Source organism: Pseudocalidococcus azoricus BACA0444 (assembly GCF_031729055.1).
GTDB classification, from domain to species: domain Bacteria; phylum Cyanobacteriota; class Cyanobacteriia; order Thermosynechococcales; family Thermosynechococcaceae; genus Pseudocalidococcus; species Pseudocalidococcus azoricus.
The window spans coordinates 1-23,774 of the sequence record NZ_JAVMIP010000011.1 but is presented as its reverse complement, the minus strand read 5'-3'; the positions used below and the strand labels follow the sequence as shown (position 1 = coordinate 23,774).

Annotated in this window: 16 protein-coding genes and 2 pseudogenes; 7 read left to right on the top strand and 11 right to left on the bottom strand. The window is 47.7% G+C overall.

The features are described from left to right. Nucleotides 1-55: 55 nt before the first annotated feature. Nucleotides 56-1,447, top strand: a complete 1,392-nt coding sequence (locus RIF25_RS10940) for a cytochrome c biogenesis protein (protein ID WP_322878577.1) — start codon at nt 56-58, stop codon at nt 1,445-1,447. Here the strand turns inward: RIF25_RS10940 and RIF25_RS10935 are convergent. Then, nucleotides 1,378-3,747, bottom strand: a complete 2,370-nt coding sequence (locus RIF25_RS10935; RefSeq protein ID WP_322878576.1) for a sensor histidine kinase — start codon at nt 3,745-3,747, stop codon at nt 1,378-1,380. The two genes, RIF25_RS10940 and RIF25_RS10935, sit on opposite strands and share 70 nt — an antisense overlap. Before the next feature lie 277 nt (nt 3,748-4,024). On the opposite strand from RIF25_RS10935, the gene RIF25_RS10930 reads away from it, so the two are divergent. The 3 genes from RIF25_RS10930 to RIF25_RS10920 are packed head-to-tail and all read left to right on the top strand — an operon-like array spanning nt 4,025 to nt 7,554. Beyond that, nucleotides 4,025-5,401, top strand: coding sequence for a TIGR03279 family radical SAM protein (locus RIF25_RS10930; protein WP_322878575.1), 1,377 nt, complete (start codon nt 4,025-4,027; stop codon nt 5,399-5,401). Nucleotides 5,402-5,431: 30 nt separating this feature from the next. Next, on the top strand, nt 5,432-6,340 hold the full coding sequence (locus RIF25_RS10925; RefSeq protein ID WP_322878574.1) for a class II fructose-bisphosphate aldolase: 909 nt from the start codon (nt 5,432-5,434) through the stop codon (nt 6,338-6,340). A 41-nt stretch (nt 6,341-6,381) separates the two neighbouring features. After that, complete coding sequence (locus RIF25_RS10920) at nt 6,382-7,554, top strand: DNA double-strand break repair nuclease NurA (RefSeq protein WP_322878573.1); 1,173 nt, start codon at nt 6,382-6,384, stop codon at nt 7,552-7,554. A gap of 14 nt (nt 7,555-7,568) precedes the next feature. On the opposite strand, the gene RIF25_RS10915 is transcribed toward RIF25_RS10920, so the two are convergent. The 3 genes from RIF25_RS10915 to RIF25_RS10905 all read right to left on the bottom strand — a co-directional run bounded on the left by RIF25_RS10915 (nt 7,569) and on the right by RIF25_RS10905 (nt 13,128). Then, nucleotides 7,569-11,324 (bottom strand): Eco57I restriction-modification methylase domain-containing protein, encoded by a 3,756-nt coding sequence (locus RIF25_RS10915; protein ID WP_322878572.1) that lies wholly within the window; start codon nt 11,322-11,324, stop codon nt 7,569-7,571. 162 nt (nt 11,325-11,486) lie between these two features. Then, on the bottom strand, nt 11,487-12,569 hold the full coding sequence (psbA, locus tag RIF25_RS10910) for a photosystem II q(b) protein (protein WP_322878571.1): 1,083 nt from the start codon (nt 12,567-12,569) through the stop codon (nt 11,487-11,489). A 208-nt stretch (nt 12,570-12,777) separates the two neighbouring features. Continuing rightward, complete coding sequence (locus tag RIF25_RS10905) at nt 12,778-13,128, bottom strand: histidine triad nucleotide-binding protein (RefSeq protein ID WP_322878570.1); 351 nt, start codon at nt 13,126-13,128, stop codon at nt 12,778-12,780. A 131-nt stretch (nt 13,129-13,259) separates the two neighbouring features. Between RIF25_RS10905 and RIF25_RS10900 the strand changes: the two genes are divergently transcribed. Then, a complete protein-coding gene (locus RIF25_RS10900) occupies nt 13,260-14,009 on the top strand; it encodes a DUF561 domain-containing protein (protein ID WP_407682398.1) in 750 nt (249 codons plus the stop codon). Nucleotides 14,010-14,652: 643 nt separating this feature from the next. Then, nucleotides 14,653-15,402 carry a hypothetical protein gene (locus RIF25_RS10895; RefSeq protein WP_322878568.1) on the top strand — a complete coding sequence of 250 codons (750 nt, stop codon included), beginning with the start codon at nt 14,653-14,655 and terminating at the stop codon, nt 15,400-15,402. Nucleotides 15,403-15,485: 83 nt separating this feature from the next. Here RIF25_RS10895 and RIF25_RS10890 read toward each other — a convergent pair whose 3' ends face one another. Together RIF25_RS10890 and RIF25_RS10885 are read right to left on the bottom strand one after the other, a co-directional pair. Beyond that, a complete protein-coding gene (locus tag RIF25_RS10890; RefSeq protein WP_322878567.1) occupies nt 15,486-17,117 on the bottom strand; it encodes a glycosyltransferase family 39 protein in 1,632 nt (543 codons plus the stop codon). Nucleotides 17,118-17,144: 27 nt separating this feature from the next. After that, nucleotides 17,145-17,351, bottom strand: a pseudogene (locus RIF25_RS10885) (Uma2 family endonuclease); the annotation flags it as partial. A 75-nt stretch (nt 17,352-17,426) separates the two neighbouring features. On the opposite strand from RIF25_RS10885, the gene RIF25_RS10880 reads away from it, so the two are divergent. Further along, nucleotides 17,427-18,296 (top strand): tRNA (5-methylaminomethyl-2-thiouridine)(34)-methyltransferase MnmD, encoded by an 870-nt coding sequence (locus RIF25_RS10880; protein WP_322878565.1) that lies wholly within the window; start codon nt 17,427-17,429, stop codon nt 18,294-18,296. Here the strand turns inward: RIF25_RS10880 and RIF25_RS10875 are convergent. From RIF25_RS10875 to rimO, 5 genes and pseudogenes are all read right to left on the bottom strand, one after another. Further along, nucleotides 18,283-18,672 carry a type II toxin-antitoxin system VapC family toxin gene (locus RIF25_RS10875; RefSeq protein WP_407682397.1) on the bottom strand — a complete coding sequence of 130 codons (390 nt, stop codon included), beginning with the start codon at nt 18,670-18,672 and terminating at the stop codon, nt 18,283-18,285. The genes RIF25_RS10880 and RIF25_RS10875 overlap by 14 nt on opposite strands. Nucleotides 18,673-18,779: 107 nt before the next feature. Continuing rightward, nucleotides 18,780-19,166, bottom strand: a pseudogene (locus RIF25_RS10870) (AbrB family transcriptional regulator); the annotation flags it as partial. 72 nt (nt 19,167-19,238) lie between these two features. Next, nucleotides 19,239-20,321: an extracellular solute-binding protein gene (locus RIF25_RS10865; protein WP_322878562.1), complete on the bottom strand. Its 1,083-nt coding sequence runs from the start codon at nt 20,319-20,321 to the stop codon at nt 19,239-19,241. Then, entirely contained in the window at nt 20,309-21,898 is a 1,590-nt protein-coding gene (locus RIF25_RS10860; RefSeq protein WP_322878561.1) for a glucose-6-phosphate isomerase, read from the bottom strand. The genes RIF25_RS10865 and RIF25_RS10860 overlap by 13 nt, the downstream gene beginning before the upstream one ends. A gap of 128 nt (nt 21,899-22,026) precedes the next feature. After that, entirely contained in the window at nt 22,027-23,343 is a 1,317-nt protein-coding gene (gene rimO, locus RIF25_RS10855) for a 30S ribosomal protein S12 methylthiotransferase RimO (RefSeq protein ID WP_322878560.1), read from the bottom strand. Nucleotides 23,344-23,774 lie beyond the last annotated feature (431 nt).

The following is a 23,774-nucleotide window of genomic DNA, read 5'->3' as shown; positions in this document are numbered from 1 at the left end:
GTGCCAGAACCTCCCACCGTGAAAATTGCCGAAATCAGGCCCGATAATTAAGATTATGGATGCACAAAATCAATCAATCAATCAATTTCATCTCGCCCAGGCCTGGTTGGTCAAGCTCTGGAAAAAAGACATTCTCCCGATGCTGGCCGATTTGCGCTTGGCGATTGTCCTGCTGTTGGTGATTGCCCTGCTGAGTATTGCCGGAACTGTGATCGAACAGGGCCAGGCCCCGGAATTTTATTTTGCTAACTATCCCGAAAGTCCAGCCCTCTTTGGTTTTTTAACGGGAAAACGCCTCTTATTTCTGGGCTTGGATCGCGTCTATCAAACCTGGTGGTATTTAGCCCTGCTGGTTTTGTTTGGGACGAGTTTAACTGCCTGTACCTTTACTCGCCAATTTCCAGCCCTTACTGCCGCTAGACGGTGGAAATATTATGATCAGCCCCGGCAATTTCAAAAACTAGCTTTAAGTACGGAACTGTCTGGAGTTGAGCTAAGGGATATTGGGGAAATATTGGCCACCAAGGGCTATAAGGTGTTCCAGGCCGATGATCGTCTCTATGCACGCAAGGGCCTAGCCGGACGGATTGGGCCGATTATTGTCCATGCCAGTATGATTTTGATCCTGTTGGGGGGAATTGTCGGCTCCTTGACTGGATTTATGGCTCAGGAGTTAATCCTCAGCGGGAATACATTTAACATTGCCCATCTGATCCAGGCCGGGCCCTTTTCCCATGCGCCTCAAGATTGGTCAGTCCGGGTAAATCGCTTTTGGATTAACTACGATACTGCTGGGGAAATTGATCAGTTTTATTCCGATTTGTCGGTTCTCGATCAGCAGGGCGCAGAAGTTAAGCGGGATACGATTCATGTCAACCAACCCCTAAAATATCACGGTGTCAGCCTTTACCAGGCCGATTGGTCAATTGGCGGCGTGCGGTTTCGGATTAACCAAAGCCCCGTCTTACAACTTCCCATGGCTCAACTGGATACGGGGGGCAAAGGGCGGCTTTGGGGCACTTGGATTCCGACCAAGACTGATTTGAGTGCTGGAATTTCCTTAATTGCCCGAGATTTACAGGGAACTCTGCTGGTTTATGACACCGATGGTAAATTCCTGACCAGCTTACGAGCCGGGGTTAGTCAAGAAATTAATGGCGTGACCTTGACTATTGAGGAAATTCTGGGTAGTACGGGCTTACAAATTAAAGCGGATCCGGGGATTCCTCTGTTCTATTTGGGGTTTGCCCTCTTGATGGCGGGGGTGATCATGAGTTACGTCTCCCATTCTCAAACCTGGGGCCTGGTCCAAGGGGAAACCCTGTATTTCGGCGGGCGCACCAATCGGGCCCAAATTACCTTTGAGCAGGAACTCTGTCAGATTATCGAATGTCTCCAGGCCCGCTCAATCACCTGCCCCAGCAACGCCACATCTAAACAGGGATAAACCGCCACACCGGGAATTTGATAGGCTTGGCGCGTGATTTGCTCATCCAAGGTGACTAAGGGTAAACGGGATAACAGGGGATAGTCCGGTAAGGTTGTCAGTTCGTTCAGGCCTGTTGGGAGGGGTAAGTCCCAAAGTAAAATATCCGGCTGCCAAATTTCAGCTAAAAGTTGCCCTTGTTCCAGATCCGTTGCCTCTAGAAATCGGTGGAGTTGAGGCGTAAAGGCATGGGTCGCCCCCAGACGCAAAACAGTTAAGACCGTTGTTGGTGCTGAGGTCTTCACGGGTAAGGATTTAACCGGGGTGAGCGGAGGGGAACTGCTCGGAAATTTTACCGTCGCCAGTTGGTTAATCAAGGCGGCTAATCCAGACAAATCTTCTGGTTCAGTGAGGAGATACACACCGGGATGGGGTTCTGGGACGCTCCCTTGACTCCAAGAAATTAAGGGGATTTTGGCAGTTTCCGCCATTGCGGTTAAAAGATTCCGCAGGCTGGCTAAGAAGAGATGTTGCCCACCGGACTGATAGAGTTGGGGTTCCAAAACAATGGCCTGGGGTCGGAGTTGGCGACTTTTATCCAGAAGTTCTAAATCTTGCCGAGCAATAGCCGTTGCATAACCCAGGCCCGCCCAATAATCTGAGAGTTGTCGCAGCCAGGCCGGGTCATGGCCATAGAGCAAAATCAACTGCCCCTGATGCTCCAAATTGACCGGAAACAAGAGACTAAATTCCAGGCCAGCCCCAGCAGCCCCATCTTTAGCCCAAAAGGATAGTTCTCCCCCGTGGAGGCGAATGAATTGTCGGGATAAGATGATCCCCAGGCCAACCCCGGCCCCCGATGTCCCTGCCTCAGGCATTGCATCGAGTAAGTGACATTGTTCCGTGATCGGAATCCCCCGACCGGTTTGCCAAAACTGCAACTCTTGCCAGCCCGGCCATTGTTTGACCCGGCAGCCCCAATCCTCCCCCTGTGGACTGTCTAAATTCCCTTGCCCCAGACCAGCCAACACCATCAAGAGATAGCCACAACTCTGCCGCAGTCGTAACCGATCCCCAGAAAGATGGGTCAAGCCAGGGGGTATTTCTATGTGAAAGTGCTCAAAACGTTGGCCAAGTTCCGCAGCCGTTAAGCCACCGCCAAAACTGGGTAACTGTTGAATCAGCCATTCCTGGGCCTGGTGAACAAGGAGCCGTAAAGCTAGGGGTTCCCAGGTTAAATCCACATTCCCTTGGGCCGCCTCCGTTAACTCTAACCACTGATTCAGCAAAAAACTCAGTTGACGACTGGCCCGCTCCATCAATGCTAGGCAATCCTGTTGGCGCAACTCCCCATGCTCTGGATCAGATTGCAGTAGCAGTTGGGTCAGGCTGAGGAGGCTAGTGACTGGGTTTTTTAGCTCGTGATTGAGGGCAGATAAAAACTTTTGTTGGTATTGATAACGTTGCCGCAGGGCGGTCAGGTTGGCATTTAGTTCCTCTGTCCAGGGTTCTAGGTGGGGAATTTCCAGGCCGAGGACTAGCCAAAGGGTGACAGAGGCGGCGGTGGCGATCTCAAGACTATTCACCAGCGACTGCCCCAGGCCCGTTAGACATAAGGCAGGTAAGAGTTCTGGCTGGGTTTTTAAGATGTGAGTCGAGGCTAAGATCCCATGATGACTACTGAGGGGCAAGGGATAGAACTGCCAGCGGCTGCCATAGGTCGCATTGAGGTTCAACCCAGGCCGGCTCCCCTGCCGATCTACGTTCAAGGCAATGCCCCCAGGCCCCAGTTGAGTTTGCCAGGCCGAGTTTTGCCAAATGGCCTCCCCTTCCCCTGTTTGAATTAAGACTGGCCAAGCCAACGCCTCCCAGGCCCGCAGCAACTCTGGGGGAATTTCACTCCCGTCACCGCCCTGCCAACTGACCTCTGCGAATAGGCAATATCGTACTAAAGCCCCTAAATCCAATAGACCCAAGTACTGGCCATTCAAACCCACCAAGGCCACCAAGTCTGGCAGGGTTGGAGTTTCGAGCCACTCTTCCACAGCTAAATCGGCCCGGACGGTAATCATCGGTAACGCCCAGGCCTGGAACTGTTCACAGTCTAGGGTTTTAGACTTCAGTTTCGGATCGACTTGTACCTGCGCGGCAATGGCCCAACCATTGACCACGGCCTGGGGACACCCTAAGTGATCCAGTAGCATCACCGCCCCCTCCCTGGTCTGATCCGCTGACCAATGCCCTAACCAATCCGCCACCCCCATGGAGGCTCTGTAGGTCGGGACAAGCTTGAGAAATGCACCCAGGGTGATCCTAGTCATGGGAGCAAACAGCTACTACTAAACAAAAACGTGAATTTTATCAATGCTGACGATAGTATCTTTTCCTATTATGCGCTGAATTTCTCAGGCCTACGGCTCAAATCCGGGGGATTCCAACTAGATTTCAGTCCGATGATTGTTCTTCCCCATTAAAATCAGGGATAAACCTTGATCTTGTTTCTACGCCACCTTGGCCCAACCCAGTTTCTAGTTTCTCTAGGATTGAAAATAGCCTAGACCATCCCCTCCATCCACGAGCAACGCTCTACAACTAGCCATGAGTCACGCGACGATTCAACCTGCCCTGATTAGTGGGGTTCTCCCAGATTCCATTGCCGCTGAGATTGGCTTTGAGCCAGGAGATGCCCTAGTAGCGATTAACGGAGAACGGCCGCGGGATTTGATTGATTATCGGTTTTTATGTGCCGATGAAGTTCTGGAGCTAGAAGTTTTGGATCAGCGGGGAAAAACCCACCATGTCGAAATTGAAAAAGACTATGACGCTGACCTGGGCCTGGAGTTCACCACGGCTTTATTTGATGGGCTGATCCAGTGTAATAATCGCTGCCCCTTTTGTTTTATTGATCAGCAACCCCCCGGCAAACGGGCCAGTCTCTACGCCAAAGATGATGACTATCGCCTCAGTTTTTTATATGGCAGTTATTTAACCCTGACCAACTTAACCCCGGCCGAGTGGGAGCGAATTGCCCGTTTACGCCTGTCACCCTTATATGTTTCCGTTCATGCTACAGAGCCAGAGGTGCGGATTCGCCTGCTCAAAAACCCACGGGCCGGTAAAATTCTTGAACATCTGGCCTGGTTTCAGGAGCAAGGGTTACAAATTCATGCCCAAGTGGTGGTTTGTCCAGGCCTGAACGATGGCGACCATTTAACTCAAACCTTGCAGGATTTAGCTCAATTTCATCAACTCCCTTGGCCAGCGGTGGCTTCCATTGCGGTGGTTCCCCTGGGCTTAACTCGATTTCGTCCAGAGGAGGACGAACTGACTCCTGTTACCCCGGCCATCGCTCAAACTGTGATTAGTCAAGTGCAAGCATTACAGGCCCAGTTTCAAAAAAAAGTTGGCAGTCCCCTGGCCTGGTTAGCGGATGAGTGGTTTTTAATCGCTGGTCAAGATTTACCCCCCGAAAGTCACTATGCAGACTATCCACAACTGAGTAATGGGGTCGGTTCAATTCGTTTATTTTTAGATGAATTTCAACAGATGGAGCCAACCTTACCCACTGTCCTAGACATTCCCCGCTCCTTAACTTGGGTAGTCGGGAATACCGTGGAAAAAGCATTTAGGCCCATCTGTACACGTTTGAATCAAATTGCCGGGTTGAGCTTAAATATGGTGGCCCTTAACAGTAACTATTGGGGCCAGGCCATGACCGTAACCGGCCTATTAACCGGCCAGGATTTAGAACAAGGCTTACAACATTTGGATTTAGGGGATGGGGTTTTAATTCCCGGTGTGATGCTAAAGGCTGACCAGGCAGTGTTTTTAGACGATATGCCATTAGAGGTGTTAGAACAATCCTTGGGTGTGCCGATGCGGGTGATTACAGGTGGCATCAATGGACTGATCCAGGCCTGCACAACTCCAACCCTCATTGAACAGCCAGCTAATTTCCGACAACCCAGGCGTTAAAATGGGATATTCTCACCTGGCACTGATCCTATGCTTGCTTCGACTCAGGAGTTACTCGAAACTGCCCGGATTAATAGCTATGCCATTGGCGCATTTAATGTTTACAACTTAGAAGGGGTCAAAGCCGTTGTTAATGCCGCCGAAGATGCCGCCAGTCCCGCCATGTTACAAATTCATCCCAGTGCTTTACGCTATGGCCGTTCCAGTTTAATTGCTCTGTGCTTAGAAGCGGCCCGCAGTGCTACCGTCCCAATTTCTGTCCATCTCGACCACAGTACCCAGGCCAAAGACATCCAAGCAGCCCTCAAAGCGGGTTTAACCTCCATCATGGCGGACGGCTCCCACCTGTCTTATCCTGAAAACCTGAAATTTACCAGAGAGATGACCCAGTTGGCCCATCAATACGGGGCCGTTGTGGAAGCAGAAATTGGCCGCATTAGCGGAACAGAAGATGGCTTAACCATTGCCGAAAAAGAAGCCAAAATGACGGATCCTGACCAAGCCGTAGAATTTGTCCAGGCCACGGGGGTTGATGCCTTAGCTGTAACGATTGGGAATGTCCACGGAGAATATAAAAGCCCGCCCCGCTTAGATTTTGATCGTCTCCTCAAGATTCGCCAACGTCTGAGTATTCCCCTGGTGTTGCATGGGGCCTCGGGCTTACCAGCAGCAATGATTGGGCGTTCGATCCAACTGGGGGTTTGCAAGTTCAATGTGAATACGGAAGTTCGCCAGGCCTACATGAGTTCTTTGCAACAAGAAATTTGCCATGATACCGATAAAGATCTTTTAGAAGTAGCGGGGGCCGCAATTTCCGCCATGAAATCCGTCATTGAAGATAAACTCCTCCTCTTTGGTTCCGCCCACACCGCCCATCTCCACGACACCCCCTACGCCCATCTCTTAGCCAGCCAATCCAAAATGTCCAAAATGTTATGAGTAACCGCTTATCCCTGCCCTGATCCAATTTCCCAAATCCTATGCCCTTAAACTTGCTCCAACTGCGCTATGCCCTGAGCCAAAACCGGGCCGACTTTCATCATTTTGATCACGGATTTACCGAAACCTACCAGGCCTATGAACGGGCATTTGAGGACATTTCTCACCTCAGTGATGCCGAATTAAACCTCCGTCTGCCACCAGAACAATGGATTGGGGCCCGGCCATTGGAAAAAGTCACTCCGGCCTGGGCTGTGGATTTTCCCTATCAATGGCAGCATCGCGATCAAAGCCGGGCCTGGGCCAAAACCTGTTTGCAAGGGGTGACAACCGTAGCGGTGGATGGGTCGCAGTTATTACCCTCTGAAGACATTTCCATCCCCGTGGGTCTAGTACAAGTGGCCTGGTTTGCTAATCCCCATCAAGGAGGCCTGGGCTATGAAAAACAGACGCAACTGGAGATTCTCACGCCCCTGAAATTACAATCCGACCCCCACCATCGTCCCCCGGATCGGTTGGTTAATTTGCGCCGCTTTCAAATGGAGATTGAGCAACTGATTAAGGATATGACTAGCCACCCCCAGGCCCGAGATCGGTTGCTTTTTTTTGATGGGTCATTGATTGCCACCTTTGCTGAAACCTTTGATCCAACCAGTCGCCAAGATTATGTCCAGGCCTTGATCAAGTTAATTACCGCCAGTGAAGCCCAGCAAGTGCCGTTGATTGCCTATATTGATCATTCACGCGCTCGGGATTTATGTAGTTTATTGGCCCACCTGGCTGATTTACCGCCTACGGATACGGTGTTTGATAGTCATTTGCTGGGGGGCCTGGCCTGGGGTCAGCGAACTCCGGTCTTTCAGGCTCAACGGGTCGGGAGTGATGGCCGGCCGGGGATATTGAGTGATTATGGTGATGTTGCGGAAAAAGTTGCCTTTTCTTACCTCAAGGCCCACAGTGGACAACCTGTTCGTCTAGAATTCCCTAGCTGGCTGGTTGAGTCTGGGCAAATCGAAGTGATTATGGATTGGGTCCGCGCCGAGATTATTGCCGGTCAAGGGTATCCTTACGCCATCGAAACCGCCGATCAAGCCGCCGTGATTCAAGCCACCGATCGCCAAGCCTTTTTGAAAATCTTCCAGGCCTGGGCCACAGAACAAAACCTGAATCTCCACTTTACCCGTAAATATGTCAGTAAAACCCAACGCCGATAATATCCTTCATGAGATCAGTTTTCATAGAGGCGACTCACCATTGCATCTAGTTCTTGATAAGTCCGGCGAATATCGGCAATCTTTTGACGAACTTCAGCGGTCAATCGGTCACGCTCGGTAAAAATTCTCTCAATATCTGCATCTGTTTTGGGAATCTTGCCTTCTGTTAATAAATCTGTCCAAGTTAAGCCTCGTTTTTCGTATTGAGGTAAATAATTTTGCAAGAACTCCAAAACTAATCGACTATCTGATCGTAATAATTCATATCGGCCATTGAGGAGAGTATTATTTTTGACTTTGACTTTAGTAATGGGTTGATTCCGATCACCAATCACTTCAAAACGCTGAGGTTCGGCATTGAGGAAATTCCAGCAAGAAACATTAGCTACATGAAAAGAGTACAAAAAGCTTATTTGTATTTCTGGAACATCATCTAAATAGCTAAACTTAATTATATTTCCAAATCGTCTCAGATTTTGTAACTCTTGATTCCATAAAATCAACAAATCAACTCTGCTTATATATTCTTGTTGATCTTCTATTGAAAGTACTTTAACAGGAATCTTTCGTAAATCTTCAGGAAATATATCGTTTCGTGTTCCAGTACTTATTGACGTGAAGAATTTTTTAATGACACTTGAGCAAAGTATAGCTGTTAAATACTGTAATGTGAAATTTTTAGATGTAGTTTTTTTCGCGTTAACTAATGCTTGAGAGACAGATCGAGTACTTAACCCTTCAAGAAGATACCAAGGTAATAATACCCTAACACTATCATTACTAAATATATATTCATCAACGATTGTTACTCCCCCTGTCTTACCAATAGCAATATGCTTGTGGGAGTATAGTTCAGGAAAAGTAGGTCTACTAACTTTCGAGGGTGCTCTTAAACCTTCTCCAAATTCTAAGTATCTAATGCGATTAATTTGATAATCTGAAATATCCTTACCTTCTATATAAGGAACAGGATGTTTTAAATCTTGAACATCAGAGATTAAGTCATCTTTGACAAACTCATTGGGGAACTTTTTCTCATGACAGTTCAAGACCATTCCTTTACTGATATAAACAATCTCATTTAGTAAAATTGTATTATCTGCATTGATTTCAACTGCTCCAGTTCTAAAAATTTTTTCACCCAGGCCAACTTGTGAAACTTGATCAGATTTTAAGATGCCAAAGGATTTGTAATGCCAATGACGATGAACTTTAAAATTAGTTTTAGGCGTTCTGTTTTGACCAATGATGATTATATTAAATACATCCGCATCGGCAAAGAGTTTAACTTGTTCAAAAAAATCAACTTGAGTTATTGTTAGCAATGATGACAGCATCTCGCGAGACTTTTCAGCATAACTAGCAACCTTATAAGCATCGGAAATAATAATTCCTATTTTTCCTGTGTTAGTAGTTAAAATTCTTGCACTCAATTCGATAAAAGGAATATATAAGTCCCACTTCTTATGAAGAGTTTCAAATCTACCCAAAGTAACAATTTGTTCTCGATAGGCATCAACTCCAGGTTCATCAGCCCGGACATAGGGAGGATTACCCACAACATAATCAAATCCCTCAGCAAACTTACCTGTCTTCGTTTTAATTTGAGACACTGTTGAGAGTTCCAGATCAAGCACAGGATTTAATAACGGTGTTCTAATCTCTTGAGACCTAGGCAAAAGCAGCGAGTCCGTATTATAAACATTAAAGCGATCAATACTACACTCCTGTAATTTGTTTGCATCCTTGGCCTGTTTCAGTAAATCAATCACCTGAATTAACAAATTAGTCTCTGCCAAATAACAAGCAAACGGGTTAATATCCAAACAGAATAAGGATTCCTTAACTTGGCGAATCACTGAAGGTAGATATTCCAGTGGAATTTTTTTGGTTGTCGGTGAACGGTAGGAATCAATTAAACGCCGGGCCGCATGAACCAAGAAACTCCCTGATCCACCTGCTAAATCTAATACGGTCTTATCTCGAATCTCTGGATTATCAGGCTTATAGCCAATCGAGTCGAGAATATATTCAACCACATTTTTAGGGGTAAAATATCTGCCCTGCTCGTGTTTTCCTTCCTCCACATATCGGCCATAGACCATGCCAATAATATCGCTGTCAATTTGTTGCAGGTTAAACCGATTGAGAATATGTAACACCTTGATCAGGGTATTTGTATTAATCCGATACCAATTAAATAAATCCGCACTATTGAAGAAATGAGCATAAATACTTTGAGCAGAACGATACGACATCTCTAAGAGATAATCCATCGAAACCCCTTGGGCCAAGTCTAGATATCGCCGCTCAACTTCTTCTTTCCAATATCTAAACCCACCATCTGAAAACTTCCGATCAATTAACCCTTTATCTTCACAAATTCGTACCATAAATAAGCGAGTCACATAAACATAGGCCGTTTGTCGTGCAAATTCTTCCTTTAACTGCTGCTCATCGACTCCCTGTAAAACCGTTTTGGTAACAAGATTACGCCAAGAAATAAAATATTGCTGGGTCTTAATGGCATTAACATGGGTCAAACTTTGCTTGGCTTGCCAGGCCTTCCAGTCAAAAACAATTCGCTCATATTCACGTAATAACTCGACCATTTTCGGATCAAGTTTGATGATCTTAGATTTTTGGGATAACTTAATCCCCAGTTCTTTTTGTTTGGCTTCGGGTAACGGTTGAATTATATCCAGTTGCACCGTATCTTCTGATTTGCCTGGCTGTTTTTGCTGTTGAGCCTCCTTTTTTTCTTGAGCCTGCATCAGTTTTGTAAGGATTCTTTGCCCTAACTCCTGAATTGAGCCTATAGGGGTTTCAGCAAAGCTACTAATTTTCTCATCAATCCAGGTGTAGTCATCAACTTCTAAAACTCCGTATGCTCTCACATAATTCAAAATTTGCTTGCGGATTCTGATCAGAACTTTAGGAGCTGTTTCTGCATCTTCTAAATCTGAATGACTAGAACCGTTCCCATTGGGTAAGTATCTGGCCTGGCAGTATTGATCATATTCTTCAAGTAGCAAATCTAATTGATAGAGAACATCTTCCTCTAAAAGACTAATCGCTGCTTTTAAGTCTGTAATCAATAGCTCATCAAAGTCAGGGGAATTTTGAGGATTTCTGGCAAAACTTAACCATTCATCTTCCGGCCTGCTAATTTCTTGAATTAAGGTTTCAATATCATCAAAATTTTGCCTGTGAAATCTCCGATATAAGCCTTTAAGGTCTTGTACTTGTTCGGATGCAAGAGCATCAAACCCAGTGTTACCAGCCGCGAATAAGTTTCGACCATGATAAGTTTCAACAATCTCCTCAATATCAAGATGTAACACCGGACTGGGAGAACCCTGATCGGAAAGATCCCAGCCGAAAAGGAGTCTGCCATTACAAATCAACCCTAGTTCATACCCACGACTGGGGGCATAATTCATCAACTGCTGTAGAGGTTCGGGCTTACTCAGGTCATAGGCTGTATGCTTATCTTCTACTAAAAAACAACGAATATTACCACTGGCAAGTTTGACTTGAAAATCTGGGCGTGAATTATCCTTACCACTTGCTGTTGTGTTTTTAGCAATATCCCCAGACTCAAAACCCAGAGCATTTAAGAGAGGCAGCACAATTTTAGTATCAACAATATTGTCTTCGTCATTGGTTTGTGGCTCGGCAATATAGTCTAAGTAGCTTTTACCTTCATAGAAATTGATACTACTAAATATTTCAAAAAACTTGGCCTGGAATTCTTCAAAGGTGACCACTTGCTTTTCTCCATATATCAACCTCTCATGTTAGCAGCAGTGAGAGTAGGAGCTAGCTATTGTTAAAAAATACAGACTCTCGAAGTATAAATTCCATTAAAAAACCGCCCTCGTTTATGGAGAGCGGCTTTCTAGCTTTAGGTTGACTTAGAGAGTCAGAGATTAACCATTGATGCTAGGAGCAACCAAAGCAACAGGAGCAGACTCAGCAGAAGCCAAATCTAAGGGGAAGTTGTGAGCATTGCGCTCGTGCATCACTTCCATCCCCAAGTTAGCCCGGTTGATGATGTCAGCCCAAGTGTTGATGACATTACCTTTGGCATCGACAACGGAGTGGTTGAAGTTGAAGCCATTGAGGTTGAACGCCATGGTGCTGATCCCCAAAGCGGTGAACCAGATACCAATCACAGGCCAGGCAGCTAAGAAGAAGTGCAAGGCACGGCTGTTGTTGAAGCTAGCGTATTGGAAAATCAAGCGACCAAAGTAACCGTGAGCGGCAACAATGTTGTAGGTTTCTTCTTCTTGACCGAATTTGTAACCGTAGTTCTGAGATTCGGTTTCGGTGGTTTCCCGAATTAAGGAAGAGGTCACCAAGGAACCGTGCATGGCAGAGAACAAGCTACCACCGAAGACACCAGCGACACCGAGTTGGTGGAAGGGGTGCATCAAGATGTTGTGCTCAGCTTGGAACACGATCATGAAGTTGAAGGTACCAGAGATACCGAGGGGCATACCATCAGAGAAAGAACCTTGACCAAGCGGGTAGATCAAGAAGACAGCGGTAGCAGCGGCCACAGGGGCAGAGTAAGCTACGCAAATCCAAGGACGCATACCCAAGCGGTAAGACAATTCCCATTCCCGACCCATGTAGCAGAAGACACCGATCAAGAAGTGGAAAATCACGAGCTGGTAAGGACCACCGTTGTAAAGCCATTCATCCAAGGAGGCAGCTTCCCAAATCGGGTAGAAGTGCAAACCAATGGCGTTAGAGGAAGGAATAACAGCACCAGTGATGATGTTGTTACCAAACATCAAGGAACCAGCCACAGGCTCACGAATCCCATCAATGTCAACGGGAGGAGCAGCGATAAAGGCAATTACGAAACAGGCGGTTGCAGCCAAGAGTGTCGGGATCATCAGAACGCCGAACCAGCCGATGTAAATCCGGTTGTCGGTGCTGGTAACCCAAGAGCAAAATTGCTCCCAAAAGTTTTCACTCTGGCGACGTTGTAATACAGTCGTCATCGTTATAAGTCCTATTCAAGAGAATGAATAATGTCAGTCCGAGAAAAACCTGAAATCTGAGGGAGATGAGAGGTGTTTGCTGGACTATGTACTTATATTAAGCAAGTCTTCAGGTTTTGTAAAGGTCTTTTAAGGATTTGTTTAGAATTGTGCCAAAGTGGGGATTCCCGTAATCGCTCTGTAACAATTCTGCAATCTCCTTGAGCGGTCAACCCGGTGGCCAGTGCAATGGCCGGCCGCCCAAGAGGTGCAAATGCAGATGATTTACGGTTTGCCCACCATCCACACCGGTGTTGATCACGACTCGGTAGCCATTTTCCAGGCCCACTTGCTCGGCGACTCGCTTAACCGTCATTAACAAATGTCCCAAAACTCGATGATCCTCAGGAACAGCATCGGCCAGACTGGGGAGAGGTTGCTTGGGGACAATTAAAACGTGAATCGGGGCCTGGGGGTTAATATCCTTAAAGGCAATGGCCAGGTCGTCCTCATAAATGATCTCGGCTGGGATTTGGCGGTTAATGATTTTGGTAAAAAGAGTCTCAGTTGGGGGTGTCATCGGTTAATTTGCCTCCAGGCCTGGGGTTTACTTAGAAAATTCTGTGAACAATCTCTACTGAGTGCAGCGATCTATTAAGAGTTACGCTACTATTTTTCATGCAGCAATTTTCTGATTCCAAGGGCTTAACCATGATTCATCCTCGCTTAGTCTCAGCTTTGGCACACCGTAATGCTCTGAAGGTGATCAGTGGTTTACAAAACTTTAATTATGAAAGCGTGGCAGCGGTCGTCCAAGCAGCAGATCAAGGGGGGGCAACCTTTGTAGATATTGCCGCAGACCCAGGCCTGGTGAAGCTGGCAAAATCTTTAACTGACTTACCAATCTGTGTTTCAGCGGTTGAGCCACAAGCATTGTCTGTCGCAGTCCAGGCCGGGGCAGATTTGGTGGAAATTGGTAACTACGACAGTTTCTATGCAGCGGGCCGGGTATTTAGCTCTGAAGAAGTCTTAGAACTCACCCGCCAAACCCGGATATTACTGCCAGAGATCACTCTTTCCGTGACAGTCCCTCACACCCTGCCCTTGGATCAACAGGTGGAATTGGCCCTTGCGCTTGTCCAGGCCGGAGCCGATATCATCCAAACTGAGGGCGGAACCAGCAGCCAACCGACTCATCCCGGAACTTTAGGATTGATTGAGAAAGCTGCCCCTACCCTCGCCGCTGCCTTTGAAATTTCCCAGGCCGTGGATGTTCCGGTTCTCTGTGCCTCTGGGTTATCAAGCGTGACAATTCCCATGGCCATTGCCGCCGGAGCCAGTGGAGTCGGGGTGGGGAGTGCAATCAATCAACTGAATAGCCCGATTGCGATGGTTGCCGCTGTCCGTTCTCTTGTGGAAGCCTTAGCCGCCAACTCTAGCCCAGTGAGCCAGGTTAGTTAATTCGAGAAACGAGTATGGGACGTTATCAGTGAGGTGTATCTAAATCCCGATGCTTCACAATTCAGTGTTCTGATTCGTCTGCTCCAAGGTTTGCTCAGACTAGGCGGGGGTGACAACTTTCCTGTTCCTAGCTCCTTATTGGCGCGCATATCTGTCAATATTGCATCCAAGTCATCATGTAACGACTGTGCCTACCCTGAGCGGACTTGGTAAATCTCTTCAATAATCTCACCTAATCCACAGGCTCTAACCTCCTATTAATCCAATGGGAAGGCAAAGGATGGGTAAAAGCATCACAAAACTTGAATTGACTAAATATCAGCCTCAGAAAAAAGCTGACTTCCTACCTCGAACAGGATTAACCCTGTGTAAATTTTCGCCAAAGAACTTACCCCCCAAAAGATACTGATATTAAAACACTCATCGTTTGTAATAGATGTATTGAGGTGTTGAGGCCTAAGAGCCAACCTAGCTCCCGATTCTCATCAATTTGCAGAAGATCATTATGGTTGTGTTGGAGCCTTTAAACAGCTTCATGAGTAAACTTTCTGATGACGTTGCGACACTAGCTCTTTTGGCTAAATCAGTATTCTTGACTCAATCTACATTCTAGAAATTACGATCACTTTGGAGTCAATTTATCATGCTTAAATTTCACTGGCTACCTGTAGTTTTGCTAACTGTCTTGTCCGGGGGCCTGGGAATCATTAGTTCGGCTGATGCCCAAACAACTATGCCTCAGGAATCCGGCTCATTACCTGTTACTGTTAATCAATTTGGAGTGGGTAGTTCAACCTTACAACGGGCCCAAAATCTAGCTCGCCAGGCGGCTGAACGGGCAAATGGGGGCCTAACCAAGTATCGGGCAGATGCCGCTATGTATGGCTGGGCTAATCAATCACCTTTTGTCAGTAATTCGGACGGCAGCTTGACATTCTCATTCATTGGCGGTAAACCAACTGCCCGACCCAGCATCCAATCTGTGGTGACGGTTAGTCAAGATGCTCAAATTGTAACTATCGACTACAACGGCCCCATCCGCGACGCAGACCTCAACAGCCGCTATACCCCATCAGCATTGCTGACCACTAATAATATTGGAGATGAAAGCCGTCAAATCCATCGGGCGATGAACTTAGCCAGACAAGCTGGGATTAAAGCCAATGGTGGCCTCAGTCAGTATCGGCCTCAGCTATCGATGTTTAATATGGATTTATCCAAGTATGTGGTCAATGAGAATGGTACGGTCACGTTTAGTTTTTTGGGTGGCCGACCGAACAGTAACAACCCTACGATTGAGAGTGTTGTCACCGTAGCTTTGGATGCTTCTCAAATCACAGTTGACTATAACGGCCCCATCCGTAACCCAGGCCTGAGTATTCATGCCAATTAAGCCATTCAAAAAAACTATTCTCATGACCAAAGTCGAGACTCATTCCCATCAACTTTCCCTGAATTTGTGCATTGGCCATAGGTTTAGTTGTGTCTGTGGAGTTCCCAAAGCTGAAGAAACTTATCTTGGAAAATCAGGACTGCGGATAGATTCTGGGTATTTTCCAGGCCTGTGAGTAATTCGGGTGTGGGGTTGAGGAAGAAAATTGGTTCTTGTCCCTCTGGAATGATGGGCAGTTTTGGCGGTTGCTCAGGATCCCAAGCATCAATTAAAAGAAACTGGGCCTGGGGAGTAATGCCGTGGGCGAGAGCCAACATGGTGCCAGTGTTGATGTTCCCCGATAAGCCAATCACTAGGGGTTGGGGATGTTGATTAACGTGGCGATAAATTTGCGGGAACGAGTAGTTGAGTAGTTTAATCCAACTGGTTTCGGCAGAAGTAATTAGCACCCCAGAGACCAGGCCCAGACCCATGACCAAAGAAGCCATAGTCCAGCCCAGGAACCGCTGTTTAGTTTTAATGTGGCTGACATAGAAAGCGAGAGAGTAGGCAACGGTTATTTCCATCACTAAGATTGTCGGGATTAAATACCGCCCAGAGGTGGAACGTTGCCCGCCCCAAAGCAAATCCGGCAAAAACAAGGGCAGAAAGGTCGCGCCCGCCAGAATCAATAAAAACAGCCCAATGCGGGGGGGAGTTGTTCGCCAAAGGGTGTAAATGCTGACCGCAAGTAGGCCCAACAAGGCTGTAAATAAGATGCCGAGGATGCCCCTGGATAAATCAAAGCTGTCATCAGTCCAAGCAAAGACCCGCACTAGGTTTAAGCCCATCGCTTGCCAAAGACTGGCCGGAGGAATTGGTAGGGCGGTCCAAGTTGCCCCAGTGACATTCCAAGTCGTGACTAAAATATAAAGCCAAGGAGCAAACAAGCCCAAACTGATTAAAGTGCTTACACCCCAGGCCTGGAGCTTTTGCCGATTCATCAGTAATAGATAAAATCCATGCCCAACGCTGACAAATCCGGTTAAGGGAAAGGTATAAAGCCCTAAGGTGAGGCAACTCCCATAGGCCAGCCAATTTCCCCAGCCTCGGCCCCTCAGCCCTCGCCAGAACAGAGCATTAACCACAATAGTCAATAAAATCCAGAGGGCATACTCCCGCGCTTCTTGGGCATAGAGAATATGAAACGGGGATAGAGCCACGATTAAGACCGCAAATCCACCAATTAACTTTCTGTCCACTTGAAGTTGGGGATAATCGGCAACCCGCCCTTGGCCTGGTCTAAAGAGTTCGTCACACCACCAATACAGGGCTGGCAAACTCAAACAACTAAAGATCACCGACAGACTGCGAATGTTTGAACTTGAGGCCCCCAATATCTTCAGCCACAGCCAAGCGAGTAAATAATAAACTGGGGGATGTTGGGCATCATCTATAGCTAAGGCCTGGACGGTATCCCAAATGCTGCGGACTGAATTGGGCCATTGATAATCCATCACCTGCGCAACCCTAACAACTTCCCCTCGAAATAGATGTTGATTTAACTCTTGCCCGGTAAAGCCTGATAGTCGTAGTGCGGTATAAGCTTCATCATGCCAATAGACTTGTCCCAGATTAGCCCAGCGAAAGGCAATCCCTAGCCCAATTAAAATTAACCCCACCCCTACCAGGCCGGGCGACCAAATCTCAACTACGGTACGGGAACGTAAGGGCATAGATGAAATCCTAAACTAGGCCAGTCCCCGCAACTCTGGCAGGGCTAAGGCAATCTGGGCGGGTTCGGCAATCCGGTTGATCTCAGTCACCAGTCGGCCTTGGAGTTTGCTATGTTTTCCCTGTGGCATTGGCTTTTGGCTCAGTTGACCCTCAAGATATTCATTCCCAGGCTTTGTTTCGGGGCGTTGCAAAAACTCCGCCATTGTGAGTGTTTTTGCGGGAGTTTGAACCACAGGCAGAACCTCAGATTGGCGTTAATCGAGATACTTAAATCATGATACTAACCAGACTCAGGCGATAACTGCTCAATGGATATCCTAACGCCCCAACTCACCGCCGATGGTTCATTAACCTTTTTTTCCAGTACCTTTCAAGAGGCCTTTCATAGCCACCACGGGGGCAAACAAGAAGCGGAGTCTAAGTTTGTCATGCCTTGTCGGGTTGGGGCTTGGGCCAAGACTGGACACGTGCGGATTTTAGATATTTGCTTTGGCCTGGGTTATAACAGCGCGGCGGCTCTGACGGAAATTTGGCGGGTGAATCCTGATTGTCAAGTGGAGTTGCGGGGCCTGGAATTAAACTGGGATGTTCCTCAACAGGCCATAGCTCAGGGTGGTTTGGGCCGGTGGCCAGCCGAAATTCAAGAGATCATCAGTGGCCTGGTAACTCATTTGGACTATCAAGGAACTAACCTCCAGGCCAGGCTATTGATTGGGGATGCCCGTCAAACCAGCCAACATTTGATCACCGATCATTGGCCAGCGGATGTGATTTTTCTAGACCCGTTCTCCCCGCCCCATTGCCCCCAACTCTGGACTGTAGAATTTTTAAAACAAATTAGCCAACTCCTAGCTCCCAGAGGATATTTAGCCACCTACTCTGCCGCCGCCGCTGTTCGTGCTGCCCTCCAACTTGCTGGATTAAGGGTCGGTTCAACACCCCCAGTTGGCCGCAAATCTCCGGGAACCCTTGCCCGTTGGCTCAATGCAGATCTTCCACTCCTCACCCCTGCCGAACAGGCCCACCTGCAAACTAAAGCAGCGATTCCCTACCGTGACCCAGGCCTGGATGCAACTGCCACCGACATTATCCACACCCGCCAACAAGAACAATGCCAAAGCAGCCTCATCTCTACTAGTCAATGGCGACGCGAATGGCATATCTCTAACTCAAAGTAGGCAACCCGGCCAAACCTGTTAATTGAGAGTCAACCGTAGCTAATTGAAGACCATAGTAAAGAGCACTGGCGACAATAAAGCGATCAGCCGGGTCTTGGTGGGGCAGTCCAATTTGGCGACTAAGAATCGCAATTTGATGATTGAGGGTTGCTTCACAGATTTCTAATGCTTCCAAGGATTGACCAATCCAATCAGTAGTTTTTACTTGGAGGGAGATACGTCCTTTTTCAACCAAAAGTAGCACTTCCCAAATACTAATGGGACTGAGCCAAAGTTCTGTCGTCTTTGAAGCTATGATTTCTCGTAAATTCTGTGAAAGTTGGGTTTCTCCCAGGGAGTACCAAAGCCAAATATGGGTATCTAGAAGGAGCCTCACTGCAGAACATCCCATTGCGTTTCTGGGATAACAGGTTCAACAACATCACCCAGAATTTTGCCTGTATTTTTCATAAAGCCAAACGCAGAACGTTGCAGATCAGCAGCATCTTCTTCAGAAACTTGAGTTAATTTAATATGCCCGGATCCAAGGCTAATTTCAAATTCGTCTCCGGGTTTCAAGTTCATTTGCTTGGTGTACGCGGAACCAATCAGCAAGTCGCCATTGGCCTGGACACTAATCCGATAGCTGGCACTCCGTCCACCCCGACTGCTACCCAAGGCTGATTTACCATCCAAGTTCAAACCTTGGGCATCGGCCAGCCCTTTATAAAATTTCAGCGTGCTGACCCGTTCTGAGCCACCTTTTGTTGTTGTGTAATAACCACCAGCCTTAGCGATTTCTTCCTTCGATGGCGAAATTACTTCAATCACAGCAATCCGATCTTCAACTGAAGCATTTTTCAGCTTTTCAACCATTTCTGAATCAAGCATAGATTGAACTAATCATAGATATTTACAGCCTATCCTATCAGCCATAAGGACGAGGGAAACAGGAGTCCACAATCATTGCGCCCCCTGCAACATAACCTCACTCCAGAGTTGATCGTACTGGGCCTGGCTACTGGGGCTGAGGGGCAAGATAACCTCGCTGGTTTGAAAGGTGGGTTGATTGGGCAGGAGTAATGTTTTGGCGGGGCCATTGGCCTGGAAATCGGTGAGAAAGGGGGAAATCGCTGGACTAAATTGGGAGAATAAATTGGCAACCTCGGCCTGGCTCCAAAACTCTAACCAACCCCCATCCGTTGTATCAGTCGTTTGTGGAGATTTAACCCAACAGTCTGCCCAAAGAGCCGTACCTGATTTTGGCACAATGGCTTTAATGTTGCTGTAGCGGTTAAGAATCGGTAAAACATCCGTTGACCAGGCCTGGGCTATCCAAGTATCTCCCATAATCAAAGATTGCAAATAGTCTGTAGAAGCGAAGAATCTTGTTTGTTGCCGCAATTGTTCAAGGGCTGGTTTTAACCCCGAAACCTGATCAATATTCGCTGTATTGTAGCTCTGTCCCAATTTTTTCAAGACTAGGCCAATGACTTCTCGGGGTTGATTGAGTAAACTAAGTTTCTGGGTCAGTTCTGGTTTCCAGAGATCCGCCCAATCTTGAGGCCGCCAGCCAGTCGGTTGAATCAAATCTTCGCGATAGGCAATGACGGTTGTTCCCCAGCGGTAAGGCAAGCCCCAAATTTTCCCCTGTGGATCGGGATCACCTTTGGCATTCCGTTGGACTAGTTGTTGCCAGCGGGGTTCAAGATTAGCCCAATGGGGGAGGGTATCTAAAGGCTTGATGGCCCGGGTTTCAATCGCCAGCTTCAGCCAAGCACCCCCTAAACTTAGCCATTGGGATGGGGAGTTATTGACTTCCAGTTGCTTAAAAATATCTTGGGGAGTGGTTTTAATTTGCAAGCGCAAGGCCTGGGCCGGAAATTCTTGGCGAAAGCGATTAATCAGTTGGGGGGGGAGAGTGTTCCGAAGAATCGTCACATTCAAAGCAGTCGGATCATCCCGATTACAACCAGCTAGTCCAGCCCCTAAGCCCAGCGCGGCCAGGCCCCGTAACAGAGATCGCCGCTGCATTACCTCTGCCATGAATAAAGTAGTTCTCCGGGTTTTGTGGGTGGTCCCTGAATTTTAACCCCCCGCTGATTGGCCGCCAAATGTCGCAAGAGTAAATAGATCGTCTCGGCCTGGGCTTCGGCTCCAGCAATCAGAGCAAGTTCTGTCAATTTCAGCGGCCGGGCTTCCTGTTGGAGCGTTTTGACCAGTTGTTTTTGGAGAGCCAAGTTAACCGCCGCCGCCTTTTTCCCCGCTTCTACCCCGGGCTGATGGTAGGCATTGACATTGATTAAAAAGCCATAGAGACCAACGGCCCGTTCATACAAGGCAATTAAGGCCCCCACGGTTTTGGCTGAGGCATCGGGAACTGTAATCGTCAGGGAGGGGCGACCTTTCTCAAACAGGGCCTGGCGTGTTCCCAACAGCAACCCACAAAGATAGTCCCCTGAGGTAATTCCCGGTTCCACATCCACAGAATCCCCAGGCCGGTCGGCTAAAACTTCAATAAAGGTGACAAAAAAGTTATTCAACCCATCCCGCAGTTGTTGGACATAGGCGTGTTGATCCGTAGTGCCCTTGTTGCCATAAACCGCAATTCCCTGGTTGACGGTATTTCCGGCCAGGTCTTTCTCTTTCCCCAAAGACTCCATCACCAGTTGTTGTAAATAGCGGCTAAACAGTTGCAGGCTATCTTTATAGGGCAACACCACCATGTCTTTTTCGCCCCGCCCTTGACCAATCACATACCAACTCAGGGCTAAAAGGGCCGCTGGATTCGTTTTGATCTCTGCTACTCGGGTGGCTACATCCATGATTTTGGCTCCGGCCAGCAGCTCTAAAATTGGAATTCCCTGCAATGCGGCTGGCAACAACCCCACGGGAGATAGTTCTGAAGTTCGGCCCCCCACCCAGTCAAACATCGGGAAAATCGCCAACCAACCATTGGACTCGGCCTGTTGGGACAGTAAACTCCCCGCCATTGTAATTGCCACCGCATGATCGGCAAACACCAGGCCCCGTTTCCGAAAGGCCTCCTGAACTTCCACCATGCCATTGCGAGTTTCCGGTGTGCCCCCAGATTTAGAAATCACCAGCACTAAACTACTGACTAACCGATTCTCCACATGACTAAGGGTGCGATCAATGCCAGCGGGATCCGTATTGTCAATAAAGTGAATTGTTAGGGGGGGATGATCCGGGGCCAAGGCCTGGGAAACAAACTGCGGGCCAAGGGCAGATCCACCAATGCCAATGGAGATTACATCCGTAAACTTTCCGCCTTGGGGGGGGGCAATCTGACCAGAGTGAATTTGGGCGACAAAGGTTTGGATTTGCTGAATACTGTCGGTAATTTCTTTGGTTAACTCTGGGCTAGGAGCTAAATTCGCATCCCGTAACCAGTAATGGCCGACCATCCGCCCTTCATCAGGATTAGCAATGGCCCCCGCTTCCAAGGCGTTCATATCGGCAAAGGCCTGGGAAAACTTCGGCTGTAGCTGGGCTAAATCCTGAGTGGTCACCCCTGTCCGGCTAATATCGAGGTAAATCTCTAAGTCTGGGTTGTAATATAACCAGTCTTGATACTGCTGCCAGAGGGCCAGGGTGTCCATAGGGGTTTAGTTCTCCACGTCCAGGCCTAAGATACCGCTAGTTTGACGATTCTGGCAGAATATTTTACCCCTCTTTAGAATTGCTGTTAGTCTTATGGCTATGGCCGAGTTGGGGGTAGATACTAAGATCAAGGAGTCACAACCCGCCCAAACAAATCATAGGTATCAGCCGCCGTAATTTCTACAGGGACAATCGTTCCTAAGCGAGCCGCTCCTTTGACATAAACAACTCCATCCACATCCGCCGCAAACCGTGTTGACCGGCCAATTAACTCCCCAGTCTCAGGATTTTCCTGCTCAATTAAAACATCCGTAATTGTCCCCAGTTGGGCCTGGTTATGGGCATAGGAGATCGGTTGCTGTAAGACCATCAACTCATGACGGCGTTGCTCCATCACCTCTGGTAAAACCTGTGTCGGCAGATCAAAAGCAGCAGTGCCTTCCTCCGCGGAAAAGGTAAACACCCCCAGATGATCAAACTCATGATGTTGGACAAACTGACAAAGATGTTCAAAATGAGCTTCTGTTTCGCCGGGAAAGCCAACAATAAAGGTTGTCCGCATTGTTGCCTGGGGTAAAGCAACTTTCAAATGTTCAATCACCCGGTCATTAACATTGGCCTGCCAGGGACGATTCATGGCGCGTAAAATCTCTGGATGGGAATGTTGGAGGGGTAAGTCCAGATAAGGCAAAATGTTTGGGGTCTCCTGCATGGCCTCTAAGACGTTGGGGGTTAAACCCGTTGGATAGGCATAGTGCATCCGAATCCAAGGAATATCTACTTGTCCCAAGGCGCGTAATAGCTCTGCCAAGTGAGGTTTACCATAGAGGTCTCGGCCGTAGTTAGTCGTAATTTGGGAAACTAGGCTAATTTCCTGAACCCCCTGGCTAGCTAACTGTTCGGCCTCCGCAACAATTGATTCAATAGGCCGAGAGCGTTGATCACCCCGCAAATGGGGAATGATACAAAAAGCACAGCGATAATCACAACCCTCAGCAATTCGGAGATAGGCAATTGGTTCTGGTGTGGTGCGATAACGGGGGATGGTCTCATCAGCAATGTAGGTGGGATAGGGGGTGATCAGTTTAACTCGCTCCCCAGCTTCGGCTTTTGCAATCACCTCGACAATGTGCTGATAATCCCCCGTACCCACTACAGCCACCGCCTCAGGAATTTCATCAAGCAATTGCTCCTGAAAATGCTGGGCCATACAGCCGGTGATGACAATTTTCTTGTCTGCTTCGGCTAACTCCACCAAGGTTCGCACCGACTCTTCCCGAGCAGATTGGATAAAACTACAGGTATTTACAATTACATAGTCGGCTTGGGCTTCATCATTGTCTATGCCATAACCGGCCTGGGCCAGGAGTCCCAACATATGCTCGGTATCCACTCGGTTTTTGTCACAGCCAAGATGGGAAATCGCAATCGTGGGTTTTGGCATAGGTAGCAGCAGTAACTTAGAGACTTGGAGCGATTGTTGGCACTTCAAAAGTGTATAACTCTATACTAGGCCGATTTTTTTGAGAACGCCAAGCGGGCAATACTCGCGCTCCACTCCCAGCATTCAGGAACATTTTCAGTCAACCATTCCATCATCCATAAAGGCGACAATCAGCCCAAGTTACCCCCAGAGTCTGAGCCTAATTCCGAGAATGTCCGGTTGAGGACAGGGAATGCCACCCCAAAACTATCTGTTACGATCCATAGGAACTAATTAACCTGAGTTCGGGATAAGAAAATGGCTGAAAATTAGGCCAGCATGGCTTTAGAAGAAAGAGAGACAGGTAAACTAAGCAAAAACCATACCCTGTCTCTCATTACAGCGTATTCTAGAACTTTATGGTACGATTCCCGAGATTAATGTGAGTCGGG

Bases quoted from the DNA above. Each gene is read 5' to 3' on its own strand.
- RIF25_RS10940 (WP_322878577.1), top strand. From the start codon at position 56: ATGGATGCACAAAATCAATCAATCAATCAATTTCATCTCGCCCAGGCC.
- RIF25_RS10935 (WP_322878576.1), bottom strand. From the start codon at position 3,747: ATGACTAGGATCACCCTGGGTGCATTTCTCAAGCTTGTCCCGACCTAC.
- RIF25_RS10930 (WP_322878575.1), top strand. From the start codon at position 4,025: ATGAGTCACGCGACGATTCAACCTGCCCTGATTAGTGGGGTTCTCCCA.
- RIF25_RS10925 (WP_322878574.1), top strand. From the start codon at position 5,432: ATGCTTGCTTCGACTCAGGAGTTACTCGAAACTGCCCGGATTAATAGC.
- RIF25_RS10920 (WP_322878573.1), top strand. From the start codon at position 6,382: ATGCCCTTAAACTTGCTCCAACTGCGCTATGCCCTGAGCCAAAACCGG.
- psbA (WP_322878571.1), bottom strand. From the start codon at position 12,569: ATGACGACTGTATTACAACGTCGCCAGAGTGAAAACTTTTGGGAGCAA.
- RIF25_RS10905 (WP_322878570.1), bottom strand. From the start codon at position 13,128: ATGACACCCCCAACTGAGACTCTTTTTACCAAAATCATTAACCGCCAA.
- RIF25_RS10900 (WP_407682398.1), top strand. From the start codon at position 13,260: ATGATTCATCCTCGCTTAGTCTCAGCTTTGGCACACCGTAATGCTCTG.
- RIF25_RS10895 (WP_322878568.1), top strand. From the start codon at position 14,653: ATGCTTAAATTTCACTGGCTACCTGTAGTTTTGCTAACTGTCTTGTCC.
- RIF25_RS10890 (WP_322878567.1), bottom strand. From the start codon at position 17,117: ATGCCCTTACGTTCCCGTACCGTAGTTGAGATTTGGTCGCCCGGCCTG.
- RIF25_RS10880 (WP_322878565.1), top strand. From the start codon at position 17,427: ATGGATATCCTAACGCCCCAACTCACCGCCGATGGTTCATTAACCTTT.
- RIF25_RS10865 (WP_322878562.1), bottom strand. From the start codon at position 20,321: ATGGCAGAGGTAATGCAGCGGCGATCTCTGTTACGGGGCCTGGCCGCG.
- RIF25_RS10860 (WP_322878561.1), bottom strand. From the start codon at position 21,898: ATGGACACCCTGGCCCTCTGGCAGCAGTATCAAGACTGGTTATATTAC.
- rimO (WP_322878560.1), bottom strand. From the start codon at position 23,343: ATGCCAAAACCCACGATTGCGATTTCCCATCTTGGCTGTGACAAAAAC.